Raw genomic sequence first — 13,955 nt, 5'->3', positions numbered from 1 at the left:
CCCAAACGCGTTACCCCAATCAGCCAGGAGGGGCGACCCCATGCACTTCACCATCAACGGCGCGCGGCACGACGCCGACCCCGATATCCGCGCATCCCTGCTCGATCTGCTGCGCGAGCATCTCGGCCTGACCGGCACCAAAAAGGGGTGCGACCATGGCCAGTGCGGCGCGTGCACCGTCCTGGTGAACGGGCGACGGATCAATGCGTGCCTGACGCTGGCGGTGATGCATCAGGATGATGACATCTTGACGATCGAAGGATTGGGCAGCGCCGACGATCTCCATCCGCTCCAGGCGGCGTTCGTGAAGCATGACGGGTTCCAGTGCGGATACTGCACGCCGGGGCAGATCTGTTCGGCGGTCGGCATGCTCAATGAGGTGGCAATGGGCTGGCCGAGCCATGTCAGCGAGTCGCTCGACGATATCGAACTGAGCGATGCCGAGATATCGGAACGGATGAGCGGCAATCTCTGCCGTTGCTCGGCCTATCCCAATATCGTCGATGCGATTTCCGAGGTTGCCGGGCTTGCGCCCGCCGGCCGTGAAGTGGCGGAAGCATGAAGACGTTCGACTATGCCAAGGCGGACAGTCCCGAAGCCGCCGTGGCGGCCGGTGGGCGTTTCATCGCAGGGGGCACCAATTTGCTCGACCTGATGAAGCTGCAGATCGAGACGCCGGACAAGCTGGTCGATATCAGCCGGCTCGATCTAGCGACGATCGAGGAGCGCGCCGATGGCGGGCTGACGATCGGCGCTTTGGTGCCGAACAGCGATCTCGCCGCCGATGCCCGAGTTATCAGGGGCTATCCGGTGCTGAGCCGGGCGCTGCTCGCGGGCGCGTCGGGGCAATTGCGCAACAAGGCCTCGACCGGGGGCAACCTGCTACAGCGGACACGCTGCTATTATTTCTACGACACCGCCATGCCGTGCAACAAACGCGAGCCCGGATCGGGCTGCGCCGCGATCGGCGGGTTCAACCGGATCCTCGCCATCCTGGGCACCAGCGATCATTGCATCGCGACTCACCCGAGCGACATGGCAGTGGCGATGCGCGCGCTCGACGCGGTGATCGTCACGCTCCAGCCGGGCGGCGATCGGCGGCGGATCGCGATCGGCGATTTCTACCGGCTTCCCGGCGACACGCCGCATATCGAGACGGTGCTCAAGCCTGGCGAGTTGATCACCCATATCGAACTGCCCCCGCCGCCCGCGGGTACGCAGCTCTATCGCAAGGTGCGCGACCGGGCGTCCTATGCCTTTGCGCTGGTGTCGGTCGCAGGAATCGTTTCGGTCGAGGATCACAGGATCGCATCGGCCGCGCTCGCGTTCGGCGGGCTCGGTCCGATGCCGTGGCGCGATCCCGCGGTGGAGGCGGCGCTGATCGGCCGGGCACCCTCGACCGCCGCGTTCGAGGCGGCGGCGGACGCGTTGCTGGCCGAGGCGAAGGGCCACGGATCGAACGACTTCAAGATCCCCCTCACCCGCCGCACCCTGATTGCCTGCCTGCGCGACCTGACGGGAGCGGCGGCATGACCGAATACCGGATGGACGCCGACCATCCCGGCCTCGCGCTCGATCGCGGAGTGCAGGATGTGCTGGGCAAGGGTCTCGACCGGGTCGAGGGTGTGCTCAAGGTCATGGGCGCGGCGACCTATGGGTACGAACACCAGATCGAGAATGTCGCGTACGGCTATCTGATCACCGCGCCCGCCGCCAAGGGCAAGGTGACCGGCTTCGATATCGATGCGGCCCGAGCGATACCCGGCGTGATCGACATCATCGTCGACGATCCCCGTGTCGCGCGCCAGGCGGCGGGTTTCTCCCCGGCGCATGCCGGCAACGGCGAGATCGATCATTGGGACCAGGTGCTCGGCGCCGCCATCGCCACCAGCTTCGAGGCGGCGCGCGAGGCGGCGCGCGCGGTGCGGGTGACGATCGAGGCGGCAGAGGGCCGGTTCGACACCATGGCCGATGTCGCCGAGGCGAGCGGCCCGCCCAAGGATTCGCGCCTTCAGGACATCGCGATCGGCGATATCGATGCGGCGATGGCCGGGGCCGCGGCCAGCATCGACCAAATCTATGGCACACCGAACCAGGTCCATGCCGCGATGGAGCCGCACGCCTCGATCGCGGTGTGGGAGGGCGAGAAGCTAACCCTCTATTCCAGCCTGCAGATCCTGCATGCGGCGAAGCAGATCCTCGCCGCCGCGGTCGGCATCAAGGCCAGCGATGTCCGCATCGTCTCGCCCTATATCGGGGGCGGCTTCGGCGGGAAGCTGCTCGGGCCGGAGGCGGTAATGGCGGCGATCGCCGCGCAGAGGATCGGCCGGCCGGTCAAGATCGCGATGGCGCGGGCGCAGCTGTTCCATAACGTCTATCGCCGCACCGACACCCATCAGCGCATCCGGCTTGCCGCCGGTGCCGACGGCAGGCTGACCGCGATCGGGCATGACAGCGTGGTGAGTCAGGGGCCGGACGGCGGGTTCATGGAGCCGGTCGCGCTCGGCACCATCCCGCTCTACGCCGCCCCGGTCCGGCATTTCAGCCACAAAATAGTGACGCTCGACATGGTCCAGGCGGGCGCGGTGCGCGCACCGGGCGAGGCGGTCGGCATGCTCGCGCTGGAGACGGCGATCGACGAGCTGGCGGAGCAGCTCGGCCGCGACCCGGTCGACTTCCGCAAGCTCAACGAGCCCGCGACCGATCCGACCACGGGTCAGCCCTTTTCGACCCGGCGGCTGGTCGAATGCCTCGACAAGGGCGCCGAGATGTTCGGCTGGGCGCGGCGCGAACCGACGCCGGGATCGGTGCGCGAGGGCGAATGGCTGATCGGCATGGGCATGGCCGCGGCGGTGCGGATCAACCTGCTGGTGGATTCGCAGGCCCGCGTGACGCTCGGCACCGATGGCCACGCCACGATCGAGACCGACATGACCGATATCGGCACCGGTACCTACACCATCCTCGCCCAGATCGCGGGGGAGTCGCTGGGGCTGCCGATCCGCTGCGTCGATGTGAAGCTGGGCGACACCGATCTGCCGCCCGGCGCCGGATCGGGCGGGTCGTTCGGCGCGGCGAGCGCTGGATCGTCGGTGGCGCTGGCGTGCGAGGATCTGGTCGCCGAACTGGCGAAACGCATGGACACCATATCGGAGAACATGACCCTGAAGGACGGGCACGCCATCGCCGGCAACCGCCGTGTCGCGCTGGACGTGCTGGTCGGCGATACGCCGATCGTCGCGACGGGCAAGATCAGCCAGGGCAGGAACGCCCGCACCTATAGCCAGGCGGCGCACGGCGCCCAGTTCGCCGAGGTCGCGGTCAACGCGGTGACCGGCGCGGTGCGCGTACGGCGGATGCTCGGTGTGTTCGAGGCGGGCCGGATCCTCAACGCCAAGACGGCGCGCAGCCAGGCGATCGGCGGCATGATCTGGGGCATCGGCTATGCGCTGATGGAGGGCGCCGAGATCGACCAGCGTTACGGCCTGTTCGTGAATCACGATCTCGGCGAATATCATGTGCCGGTGCATGCCGATGTGCCGCATCTCGACGTGTTTTTCGTCGAGGATTTGGACCGTCACGCCAACCCGATCGGGGTGAAGGGCCTGGGCGAACTGACCATCTCCGGCGCGGGCGCTGCGGTGACCAATGCGATCTACAATGCCTGCGGGGTCAGGGTGCGGGAGTTTCCGATGACGCTCGACAAGGTGCTGGCGGGGTTGCCGCCGGTATGAGGGGTCGCCCTCACTACATCCGTTCGTGTCGAGTAGGGGTCGAGCTTGTCGAGAACCCGTATCGAGACACATATGTCCCTCGATACGCCATCTCGACAAGCTCGATGGCACTCGGGACGAACGGTTTGGGTGAGGTTTGATCGATGGCCGATAACGACACCGTCCTCGCCGCCGCCGCCGCCTGGAAAGGCGCGCCGATGGCGATCGCCACGGTCGTCTCGACCTGGGGCTCCGCGCCGCGACCGCGCGGCAGCCATATGCTGGTGCATGCCGATGGCCGGTTCGAGGGCTCGGTCTCGGGCGGCTGTGTCGAGAGCGACATCCTCGCCACCGCCGCCGAAGTGATCGCGGGCGCGCCCTTCCAGGTGAAGACATATGGCGTGGCCGATGCCGCCGCCTGGGAAGTCGGCCTGCCCTGCGGCGGCGAGATCGCGGTGATGATCCAGCCGGTCTCGGCCGAAGGTTTCGATCCGGAGCTGTTCGACCGCATCGCCGAGGCGCGCGACGCCGGCAAGGCTCTGACCGTCGCCACCGATCTGGAGACCGGCCATAGCGACGCGCGGCCGCTCGAGACGGGCTCGGCCTTCCTCAACCGCTACGATCCGCCGCGCCGGCTGCTGATCGTCGGTGCGGTGCAGATCGCCCAGGCGCTGGCCGGGCTGGCGCGCGAACTCGGCATCGACACCGTCGTCATCGATCCGCGGGCGCGATTCCTGACCGAGGAACGCTTCCCCGGCGTGATCCTGGACGATCGCTGGCCGGACGAAGCGGTCGCCGCCTATGCGCCCGGCCCCTCGACCGCGGTGGTGACTCTGAGCCACGACACCAAGATCGACGACCCCGCGCTGGTCGCCGCCCTCGCCGCGCCGACCGCCTATGTCGGTGCTTTGGGCTCCCGCCGCAGCCACGCCGCGCGGCGGGAACGGCTCGTCGCCCAGGGGGTTGGTGCCGCCGATCTCGACCGCATAGATGCACCTGTCGGGCTCGACATCGGCGCGATCGGCCCGGCCGAGATCGCCCTGTCGATCGCGGCGGCGATGGTGGGGGTCTTCAATTCACGGGACGACAAGACCGCATGATCCATGTCGACAAGACCGTCCTGATCCTGCTCGCGGCGGGGCGGTCCGAACGCTTCGGCGATCTGGACAAGCTGGAGCAGGCCTTTCTCGGCCATCCGCTGGCGATGCATGTCGTCACCGCATTGGAGGACATTCCCTTCCAGTCGCGCATCGTGGTGAAGAACGGCACCGACCTCGATTTCGCCAGCCGGGGCTATAGCGTGATCCATAATGACGATCCGACGGTCGGCATGTCGCGATCGGTCAAGCTCGGGGTGCAATCCGCCCGGGACTCAGGTGCAGAGGCAGTGCTGATCGCGCTCGCCGACATGCCGCGCGTCACCGCCTCGCATGTCTATCATCTGCTCGAGGCGGTGGACTCTCGCCATTCGGTGGTCGCGTCGAGCGACGGTATCCGCCCCTGCCCGCCCGCCGTGTTCGGTGCGGGGCAATTCGATTTCCTGCTGACGCTGGAGGGCGATGCCGGTGCCCGCGACCTGGTGCGCAAAGGCAGGCATGTGGTGACCTCGCCGGCTGAGCTGATCGACATCGATACGCCGGAAGACCTGGAGCGGTTGCGGGCGTTGGTGTGACGTCTTCTCCCCTCCCCTGAAGGGGAGGGGCTTCTTGGGTCACTCGTGCCTCAGCGCATCGATCGGGTTCAACGACGCCGCGCGCCTCGCCGGGAAATAGCCGAATACCACCCCGATCACCGCCGAAATCCCGAACGCCAGAACATTGATCTCCGGCACGAAGATCCAGCTGACCTTCATTACCGGCGCGAGCGAGACGATCGCGATCTGGGCGACGACCAGGCCGATCAGCCCGCCGAGGCAGGACAGGGCCACCGCCTCGACCAGGAACTGAAGCAGCACCTCACGCGCGACCGCGCCGATGGCGAGACGGATGCCGATCTCGCGGGTCCGCTCGGTCACCGAGACGAGCATGATGTTCATGATCCCGATGCCGCCCACCAGCAGCGAGATCGCCGCCACCGCGGTGACGATGCTGGTCAACAGGGTCGTGGTGCCGGTCAGCGTGTCGGAAATCTGCTTGGTGTCGAAGATGTTGAAATCGTCGGTCTTGCTGCCGGTGATGTTGCGGCGTTCGCGCATCAGGCCTTCGATCCCGGCCTGGACGGTCGCGGTCGAATAGGCCTCGTCCACGCCGACCAGGATCAGCCGCACGTCGGTGCTGCCGATGAAGCGGCGCTGCACGGCCTTCAAGGGCATGATCACCACATCGTCCTGGTCGCCGCCGAACCCGGCCTGGCCGCGCGTCGAGAGCACCCCGATCACGTCGCAGGAAATGCCGCCGATGCGCATGCGCGTGCCGACCGCCGCCCCGCCGCGATAGAGATTCTGGGCGACGGTGCTGCCGAGGATGCAGACGCCCTTGCCAGCCTGTTCCTCGGCCCGGGTAAACAGCCGGCCCGAGGTGAGCGGCCAGGGCTGGACCTCGAAATAGCCGAGCGTGGTGCCGTTGATCGTGGTCGACCAGTTGGCGCCTTCATAGATGGCGGTCGCGGTCGATTGCGCCTGGGGCGCGACCGCGGTGACGCCGGCGATCTGGTCCTTGATTGCGGTGACGTCCTCAGGCTTGAAATCCGGCGGCCGCGGCCCGCCGCCGCCGCGGCCGAAGCCCTGGCCGGGACGGACCTGGAGCACATTGGTGCCGAGCGCCGAAATCTGCTTCTGCACCGCCGCGGTGGTCGCCTGGCCGAGCGTCACCATGGTGACGACCGCGCCCACGCCGATGATGATGCCGAGCGTGGTCAGGAACGACCTGAGCTTGTGGCGAAGGATCGAGCGGATCGCGAGGAGGAAGGTGGTGGTGAGCATGCTACTCCCCTCCCGCTTGCGAGTGACGTCGCAAATCCGGGCCGGGATTGCTCCCAGCAATCCCTCGATCATGCCGGGGGCATGATCGACCCGGATATGCGACGCCACTGGGTCGGGGGTGGGCCTGTCCACGGGAGGGCGGGCCCTTGGTCGACAGGCCCTCCCCTAGCCCCTCCCGCAAGCGGGAGGGGGATGAAGAAGCAGGCGCGCGATTCTTCACGACACCTTCTCCCCTTCATGGTGCTTGCTATCGATCCGCTCGACCAGGCCATCCTTGAAGTGCACGATGGTGCGCGCAAACGCCGCCATGTCGGGCTCGTGCGTGACCATCAGCACGGTGATGCCGGCATCGCGGTTGAGGCCGCTGAGCAACTCCATGATCTCGACCGAGCGTTCGGAATCGAGATTACCGGTCGGTTCGTCGGCGAGCAGCACGGCGGGCGACGTGACGATCGCGCGGGCGATGGCGACACGCTGCTGCTGACCGCCCGACAATTCCGCCGGTGTGTGATCCCACCACTGGGCCAGCCCGACCTTGTCGAGCGCGGCCATCGCAGCCTCGTGCCGTTCCTTTTTCGGATCGCCGCGATAGAGCAGGGGCAGTTCGACATTCTCCAGCGCAGTGGTGCGCGCGAGCAGGTTGAAGCCCTGAAAGACGAAGCCGAGATAGCGCCGCCGCAACAGCGCGCGCTGGTCGCGCTCGAGCCGTTCGACATGATGACCGCGGAACAGGAAAGTGCCGGTGGTCGGCACATCGAGACAGCCGAGGATGTTCATCGTGGTCGACTTGCCGGAACCCGACGCGCCCATCACCGCGACGAAATCGCCCTGCTGGATGTCGAGATCGACCCCCTTCAGCGCCTGGAACGCGGTTGCGCCCTCGCCATAGGTCTTGGTGACGCCGCGCAGCCGGATCAACGGCGGGCTATTGTCGGTCTTAAAGGCCATTACCCTGCCCACCACCGGCTCCGGCCGAGCGCCGTCTCGAGCCACTGGTTGTGGCCTTGCCCCCGGTCGCGAGCTGCCCGGTAATCACTTCCATGCCCGGCTTCAGCTCGCCGCCGATCACTTCGGTCACGGTGCCGTTGGTCACGCCGGTGGTGATCTCGACCGGCTTGGGCTTGCCGTCCTCGCCCTTGATATAGACGGTCTGCTTCGCGCCGGCGCCGATCGTCGCGGTGCGCGGGGCGCCGCCACCGCCGCGCCGTGGCCGGGTCGGGACGAGCGCGCCGGTGATGCCGCCGCTCGCGGCCGCGGCCGGGGTGTTGTCGGTCGGCTTGAACCGCAGCGCCGCATTGGGGACGAGCAGGACATTGTTGCGCGCATTGGTCACGATATCCGCCGTCGCGGTCATGCCGGGGCGAAGCTGCTGATCGGCATTGGCGACGCTCAGGGTCGCGCCATAGGACACGACCTGCGCGGTCGTGGTGGTCGTCGTCGTGGTCGTCTGGGCGCTCAGGTTCGAGCCGAGATCGACCCGCGTGATCGAGGCCGGGAAGGTCTTGCCCGGGAACGCATCGACGGTGAAGGTCGCCTGCTGCCCCTCCTTGACCGAACCGACATCGGCCTCGTCGATCGCGACCTCCAGCTTCATCGCCGACAGGTCCTGTGCGATGACGAACAGGGTCGGCGTGCTGAACGAGGCGGCGACGGTCTGGCCCGGTTCGATCTGGCGGGCGAGCACCACGCCGTTGACCGGCGAGCGGATCACCGTCTTGGTCAGCTGGGTCGTGTTCGAGGACAGCGCGGCGCGCGCCGACACCACATTCGCCTGCGCGGCGCGCAGATTGGCGATGGCGCGGTCGCGATCGGCGATCGCCTGCTCCATCTCGGTCTTGGCGGGAACGCGCCCGCCCGACAGCCGGCTGACTTCCTGCAGGCGCGCAAGCTGCGCATTGGACTGGGCAAGCGTCGCCTGGTTCTGCCCGACCGTCGCCACTGCGGCATCGAGCGCGGCCTTGCTCTGGTTGACCGTATCCTGAAAGCGCGAGGGATCGACCAGGGCGAGCGGCTGGCCGGCCACCACGCGGTCGTTCACATCGGCCACCACCTTGGTGACCAGGCCCGAAAGCTCGGAGCCCACCTGGACCTGGTTGGTCGGGGCAAGCTTGCCGGTGGCCGAGACGGTCACCGACAGCGACCCGCGGCGCACCTCGTCGGTGGCATAACCACCCGTGACGGGGCCCGCGAAATAGCTCCTGGCGAGCAGCAGGAGCAGGATCACGCCGACGGCGATCGCCCCCCATTTGACGTAGCGCTGCCATGCCGGCGCTGCCTTCACGCCGAGGAATTCATCGAGATCGTTGCTGTTCGGATCGGCCATCGATTTTTCCTACGGAGTCTGTGTCGTCGGGGCCTGGGGCATTGTCGTGCTGTCCCAGCCGCCGCCCAGGGCGAGATAGAGCTGGACGAGCGCCTGGGCCTGGTCGGCCTTGGCGTTGGACAGCCCGTTCTGCGCGGAGAGCAGGCTGCTCTCATTGGTATTCAGCGTGGTGATGTCGGTCAGGCCGGCGCGATACTGGCTGCGCGACAGGATCGCGCTGTTGTTCGCGGCATCGAGCGCGATGGCGAACTGCGCCTGGCGGTCCTTCGCCGCCTGGAGCGCGGTCAGCGCGTTCTCGACATCCTCGAGCGCGGTCAGCACGGTCTGCTTGTAGAGCGCGAAGGCCCCCTCGGCCGCGGCCTGTTGCGAGCGGACCTGCGAGCGGGTGCGCCCGCCGTCGAAGATCAGCTGGCTCAGGCCGGCGAACAGCCCGCCGGTGACGATGCTCGCCAGGCTGCCGAGCGACGCGGCAGCGGTGCCGATATTGCCGGTGATGTTGAGCGCCGGATAGAGCTGCGCCTCGGCCACGCCGATCTGCGCGGTGGCGGCGGCGAGGCGGCGTTCGGCCGCGCGGACATCGGGGCGCTGGCGCAGCGCGTCGGCGGGGATGCCGACGGCGATCGTCGCGGGCCCGGCGGGGATCGGCACGGTCGCTTCCAGCTCGGCCTTGAGCGCGCCCGGCGCCTGGCCGGTCAGCACGCCGAGCCGGTTGACCGCCGACTGATAATTCTGCTCGAGCGAGGGGATGGTCGCCGCGGTCTGGGCGCGCTGGGCGCGGGACTGTTCGACGTCGAGCGACGAGACCAGGCCCGCCTGGACGCGGAAGCCGCTGATCTCGAGATTGTCGTCCTGGATGGCGAGCGAATTGCGCGCGATGGCGAGGTTCGCCTGGGCCTGGCGCGCGAGGATGTAGTTGCGCCCCGCCTCGGCCGCGATCGAGGTCTGCACCGTGGCGAGATCGTAGCCGCTGCCCGCATAGCTGGCGCGCGACGCCTCGATGCTGCGGCTGACGCCGCCGAACAGATCGGCCTGGTAGGACGCGTCGGCCCCGATCGAGAAAGAGTCGCGCGGGCCGGTCGCATCGAGCAGGTCGCGGCCATAGCCGGCCGAACCGCTGACGGTCGGCAGCCGTGCCGCGCGGGCCTGTACCAGCCCTTCGCGCGCCTGGTGCAGCCGCGCCACGGCCTGGGCGATATCGAGATTGCCGCTGCGCGCGCGGTCGACGATCGAGGTCAGCAGCGGATCGTTGAAGCTGGTCCACCAGGCGGAGATATCCGCCGGCTGGCCCGCCGGCGCTGGGGTGGAATAGCCCCCCGGCACGCCCAGCGCGCCGGGCGCGGGCGGGGCATAGTCCGGGCCGACCACGCACGCCTGAAGCGGCAGGGCAACGGTGAGCAACAGAAGGATGCGCTTGCGAAACATACCAGCACAAATGGATGTGGCCCCTGTTTGGGTCCACCGAAATATTGTCGCAATTTGTCGTCCGGCTACGATCTCGCCGTTCGAAAGCGCCCCGGAGCACGGCAATTCACAATAGAACCAGCCCCGGGGCGGCGTCACCCCGGACTTGTTCCGGGGTCCACCGTGCCGCACATCACGAATTCAGAAATTAGCGGAACCGTGGATGCCGGAACAAGTCCGGCATGACGGCAGGACTTCGATCGACTGTCTCGATTGTCTATTCCATCTCCAGGATCACCGCGTCCACCGCGAGGCTGTCGCCGGGCGCCGCATTGATCGACTTGACCCTGCCCGTCTTCTCGGCGCGCAGGATATTCTCCATCTTCATCGCCTCGACCACGGCGAGCGGCTGCCCCGCCTCGACCTTGTCGCCGGCCGCGACGTCGAGCCGCATCAGCAGCCCCGGCATCGGCGCGAGCAGGAATTTCGACAGGTCCGGCGGAATCTTCTCGATCAGATGCTTGGCGAAAGGCGCGACATGCGCGGGCAGCACGCGGGCACGATGCGATGCGCCGCGCGTGGTCAGGCGGAAGCCGGCGCTGGCGCGCGCGATCTTCACGATCAGCACTTCGTCGCCGATCTCGGCCTCGATCACGCGATCGCCCGGCGTGAATTCGAGCGCGATGTCCAGTTCCTCGCCGTCGACGGTCAGGCCGTCGGTCGAGATCGCCACCGTATGCTCGGCGCTGTCGATCTTCACCACCCAGTCGGATGGCGGCTGGAGCCGCTTGCCGAGCTGGCCGTCGATCCGGCGCGCGCGATCCGCCTCGGCGGTCGCGGCAAAGGCGGCGATCGCGGCGAGGCTGCGGATCAGCTCGGGCGATGCCGGCGCGCCGTGGAAGCCGTCGGGATATTCCTCGGCAATGAAGCCGGTGGTCAGCGCGCCTTCGCGGAAACGCGGATGCTGCATCAGCGCCGAGACGAAATCGATATTGTTGCCCGGCCCCTCGATCTCGAACGCGTCGAGCGCCGCGATCTGGGTGTCGATCGCCTCGTCGCGGGTCGGCGCCCAGGTGATCAGCTTGGCGATCATCGGGTCGTAGAACATCGAGACCTCGCCGCCCTCGCGCACGCCGTCGTCGACGCGGACATAGGCGTCCCCGTCCGCCGCGACCGGGCCATAGTCGGGCCGCGCATCCTCGGGCGGATCGTAGCGCACGAGACGCCCGATCGAGGGCAGGAAGCCGCGATAGGGATCCTCGGCATAGACCCGGTTCTCGATCGCCCAGCCGGTCAGCGTTACATCGTCCTGGGTGAAGCCGAGCGGCTCGCCTGCCGCGACGCGGATCATCAGCTCGACCAGATCGAGTCCGGTGATGCATTCGGTGACGGGATGCTCGACCTGAAGCCGCGTGTTCATCTCGAGGAAGTAGAAGCCCTTGCCCGAAGTGTCCGCGCCGGAGACGATCAGCTCGACCGTGCCCGCGCTGAAATAGCCGACGGCGGCGGCCAAAGCGACGGCCTGCTCGCCCATCGCCTTGCGCATGGCGGGGGTGACGAAGGGCGACGGCGCCTCTTCCACGACCTTCTGGTGGCGGCGTTGGATCGAGCATTCGCGCTCGCCGAGATAGACGATGTTGCCGTGCTGGTCGCCCATCACCTGGATCTCGATGTGGCGCGGGCTCTCGATGAATTTCTCGATGAAGACGCGGTCGTCGCCGAAGCTGGCCAGGCCTTCGCGCTTGGTCGCCTCGAAGCCTTCGCGGACATCCTGCTCCGAGTAAGCGAGGCGCATGCCCTTGCCACCGCCGCCGGCGGAGGCCTTCATCATCACCGGATAGCCGATGTCCGAGGCGATGCGCACGGCATGTTCGGTATCGTCGATCTCGCCGAGGAAACCGGGCACGACATTGACGCCGGCCGCCTTGGCGAGCTTCTTGGATTCGATCTTGTCGCCCATCGCGGCGATGGCGTTGGGCGGCGGGCCGACGAACGCGATGCCGGCCTCGGCACAGGCGCGCGCAAAGCTCTCGCGCTCTGAGAGGAAGCCGTAACCGGGGTGGATGCAGTCCGCGCCGGTTTCCTTCGCCGCGAGCAGGATCAGGTCGGCGAGCAGATAGCTCTCCCCCGCCGGCGGCGGCCCGAGCCGCACCGACTCATCCGCCATCAGCACGTGCGGGCTGCGCGCATCCGCGTCCGAATACACCGCGACGGTGGCGATTCCCATCTTCTTGGCGGTCCGCATGACGCGGCAGGCAATCTCGCCGCGATTGGCGACCAGGATTTTCTTGAACATCAATCGTCTCGTTTTTCGAGTTCGGACTTGGCAAGGCGCACCAGCTTTCGCTGAAGCCAGCGGAAGAAGAAGAGGCAGATCAACGCGTACAGGGCCATCGGTAGAACGCCGACAACAGCGATGATCCAAGCCGCAGGTTCCCATGGAACATTGTAGATTGGTTGGAAGCCTTGATACTGGACTGTGGAGGCAAGCATCCAGAACACGGCGGACACCACTGCGAAGCCTATCGAAGCGGCACGAACAATTTTCACTCCGCCGCCACCCGCATCGGTTCCTCGCCTTCCATCGGCTTGAGCCCAAGCTTCGCGAACAGCGCTTCGTCGGCACCGCCACCGGCATTGCCGGTGGTCAGCAACTTCTCGCCGGTGAAGATCGAGTTGGCGCCCGCCATGAAGCACAAAGCCTGGGTCGCGTCGCTCATGCTCTCGCGTCCGGCCGAGAGGCGGACCATCGACAGCGGCATGGTGATGCGCGCAACCGCGACGGTGCGGACGAACTCGATATCGTCGATCTTGGCGAGCGGGGTGTCGGCAAGCATGTCGCCCAGCACCGTACCCCTGACCGGCACCAGCGCATTGACCGGCACGCTCTCGGGATGGCGCGGCAGGGTCGCCAGTGTGTGGACGAAGCCGACCCGGTCGGCGCGCGTCTCGCCCATGCCGACGATGCCACCCGAGCAGACATTGATGCCGGCGCCGCGCACATGTTCCAGCGTGTCGAGCCGGTCCTGGAAGGTCCGCGTCGTGATGACCTCGCCATAATGTTCGGGCGAGGTATCGATATTGTGGTTGTAGTAATCGAGGCCCGCCTTGGCGAGCTGATGCGCCTGATGCGGCTCGAGCATGCCGAGCGTCATGCAGGTCTCGAGGCCCATCGCCTTCACGCCCTCGACCATCGCCACCACCGCGCCCATGTCGCGGTCCTTTGGGTTGCGCCAGGCGGCGCCCATGCAAAAACGCTGCGAGCCTGCCGCCTTGGCCTCGGCGGCGGCGGCGAGGACTGCCTGGACCTCCATCAGTTTCTCGGCCTTCAGGCCCGAATCCGCCGAGGCGGACTGCGAGCAATAGCCACAATCCTCGGGGCAACCGCCGGTCTTGATCGAGAGGAGCGTGCAGAGCTGCACCTCGCCCGCGGCGTGGTGCGCGCGGTGTATCTCGGCGGCACGGAAGACGAGCTCAGTGAAGGGGAGATCGAACAGCGCGGCGATTTCCGGGCGGGTCCAGTCACGACGGATCGCTCCCTCTCCGTTCGTTTCGAGCGAAGTCGAGAAACCCTGCGCAACGTCCGGAGCCGGCTTCT

12 protein-coding genes are annotated in these 13,955 nt (G+C 67.4%); 5 read left to right on the top strand and 7 right to left on the bottom strand.

Translation table 11 applies throughout. The features are described from left to right. Nucleotides 1-40 precede the first annotated feature (40 nt). From AC1RT8_RS07685 to AC1RT8_RS07665, 5 genes are all read left to right on the top strand, one after another. Complete coding sequence (locus tag AC1RT8_RS07685) at nucleotides 41-562, top strand: 2Fe-2S iron-sulfur cluster-binding protein (protein WP_493075017.1); 522 nt, start codon at nucleotides 41-43, stop codon at nucleotides 560-562. Beyond that, on the top strand, nucleotides 559-1,533 hold the full coding sequence (locus AC1RT8_RS07680; protein ID WP_493075016.1) for an FAD binding domain-containing protein: 975 nt from the start codon (nucleotides 559-561) through the stop codon (nucleotides 1,531-1,533). The genes AC1RT8_RS07685 and AC1RT8_RS07680 overlap by 4 nt, the downstream gene beginning before the upstream one ends. Then, entirely contained in the window at nucleotides 1,530-3,734 is a 2,205-nt protein-coding gene (locus tag AC1RT8_RS07675) for a molybdopterin cofactor-binding domain-containing protein (RefSeq protein ID WP_493075015.1), read from the top strand. The genes AC1RT8_RS07680 and AC1RT8_RS07675 overlap by 4 nt, the downstream gene beginning before the upstream one ends. 143 nt (nucleotides 3,735-3,877) lie before the next feature. Next, nucleotides 3,878-4,813, top strand: coding sequence for an XdhC family protein (locus tag AC1RT8_RS07670; protein WP_493075014.1), 936 nt, complete (start codon nucleotides 3,878-3,880; stop codon nucleotides 4,811-4,813). After that, complete coding sequence (locus AC1RT8_RS07665) at nucleotides 4,810-5,385, top strand: nucleotidyltransferase family protein (protein ID WP_493075012.1); 576 nt, start codon at nucleotides 4,810-4,812, stop codon at nucleotides 5,383-5,385. The genes AC1RT8_RS07670 and AC1RT8_RS07665 overlap by 4 nt, the downstream gene beginning before the upstream one ends. Before the next feature lie 39 nt (nucleotides 5,386-5,424). Here the strand turns inward: AC1RT8_RS07665 and AC1RT8_RS07660 are convergent, their stop codons facing one another. From AC1RT8_RS07660 to bioB, 7 genes are all read right to left on the bottom strand, one after another. Continuing rightward, complete coding sequence (locus AC1RT8_RS07660; protein WP_493075011.1) at nucleotides 5,425-6,633, bottom strand: ABC transporter permease; 1,209 nt, start codon at nucleotides 6,631-6,633, stop codon at nucleotides 5,425-5,427. A gap of 216 nt (nucleotides 6,634-6,849) precedes the next feature. Then, nucleotides 6,850-7,581, bottom strand: coding sequence for an ABC transporter ATP-binding protein (locus AC1RT8_RS07655; protein ID WP_493075010.1), 732 nt, complete (start codon nucleotides 7,579-7,581; stop codon nucleotides 6,850-6,852). Then, entirely contained in the window at nucleotides 7,571-8,956 is a 1,386-nt protein-coding gene (locus tag AC1RT8_RS07650; protein ID WP_493075009.1) for an efflux RND transporter periplasmic adaptor subunit, read from the bottom strand. Before AC1RT8_RS07650 ends, AC1RT8_RS07655 begins: the two co-directional genes overlap by 11 nt. A gap of 9 nt (nucleotides 8,957-8,965) precedes the next feature. After that, nucleotides 8,966-10,378 carry an efflux transporter outer membrane subunit gene (locus tag AC1RT8_RS07645; protein ID WP_493075008.1) on the bottom strand — a complete coding sequence of 471 codons (1,413 nt, stop codon included), beginning with the start codon at nucleotides 10,376-10,378 and terminating at the stop codon, nucleotides 8,966-8,968. 256 nt (nucleotides 10,379-10,634) lie between these two features. Beyond that, nucleotides 10,635-12,656: an ATP-binding protein gene (locus AC1RT8_RS07640; RefSeq protein ID WP_493075007.1), complete on the bottom strand. Its 2,022-nt coding sequence runs from the start codon at nucleotides 12,654-12,656 to the stop codon at nucleotides 10,635-10,637. Next, a complete protein-coding gene (locus tag AC1RT8_RS07635; RefSeq protein WP_493075006.1) occupies nucleotides 12,653-12,907 on the bottom strand; it encodes a hypothetical protein in 255 nt (84 codons plus the stop codon). Before AC1RT8_RS07635 ends, AC1RT8_RS07640 begins: the two co-directional genes overlap by 4 nt. Then, entirely contained in the window at nucleotides 12,904-13,890 is a 987-nt protein-coding gene (bioB, locus tag AC1RT8_RS07630; RefSeq protein WP_493075565.1) for a biotin synthase BioB, read from the bottom strand. The genes AC1RT8_RS07635 and bioB overlap by 4 nt, the downstream gene beginning before the upstream one ends. Nucleotides 13,891-13,955: the final 65 nt, after the last annotated feature.

This window comes from Sphingomonas sp. GW821-FHT10F11 (genome assembly GCF_058809095.1).
This window is presented reverse-complemented; position numbering and strand designations above follow the sequence as displayed.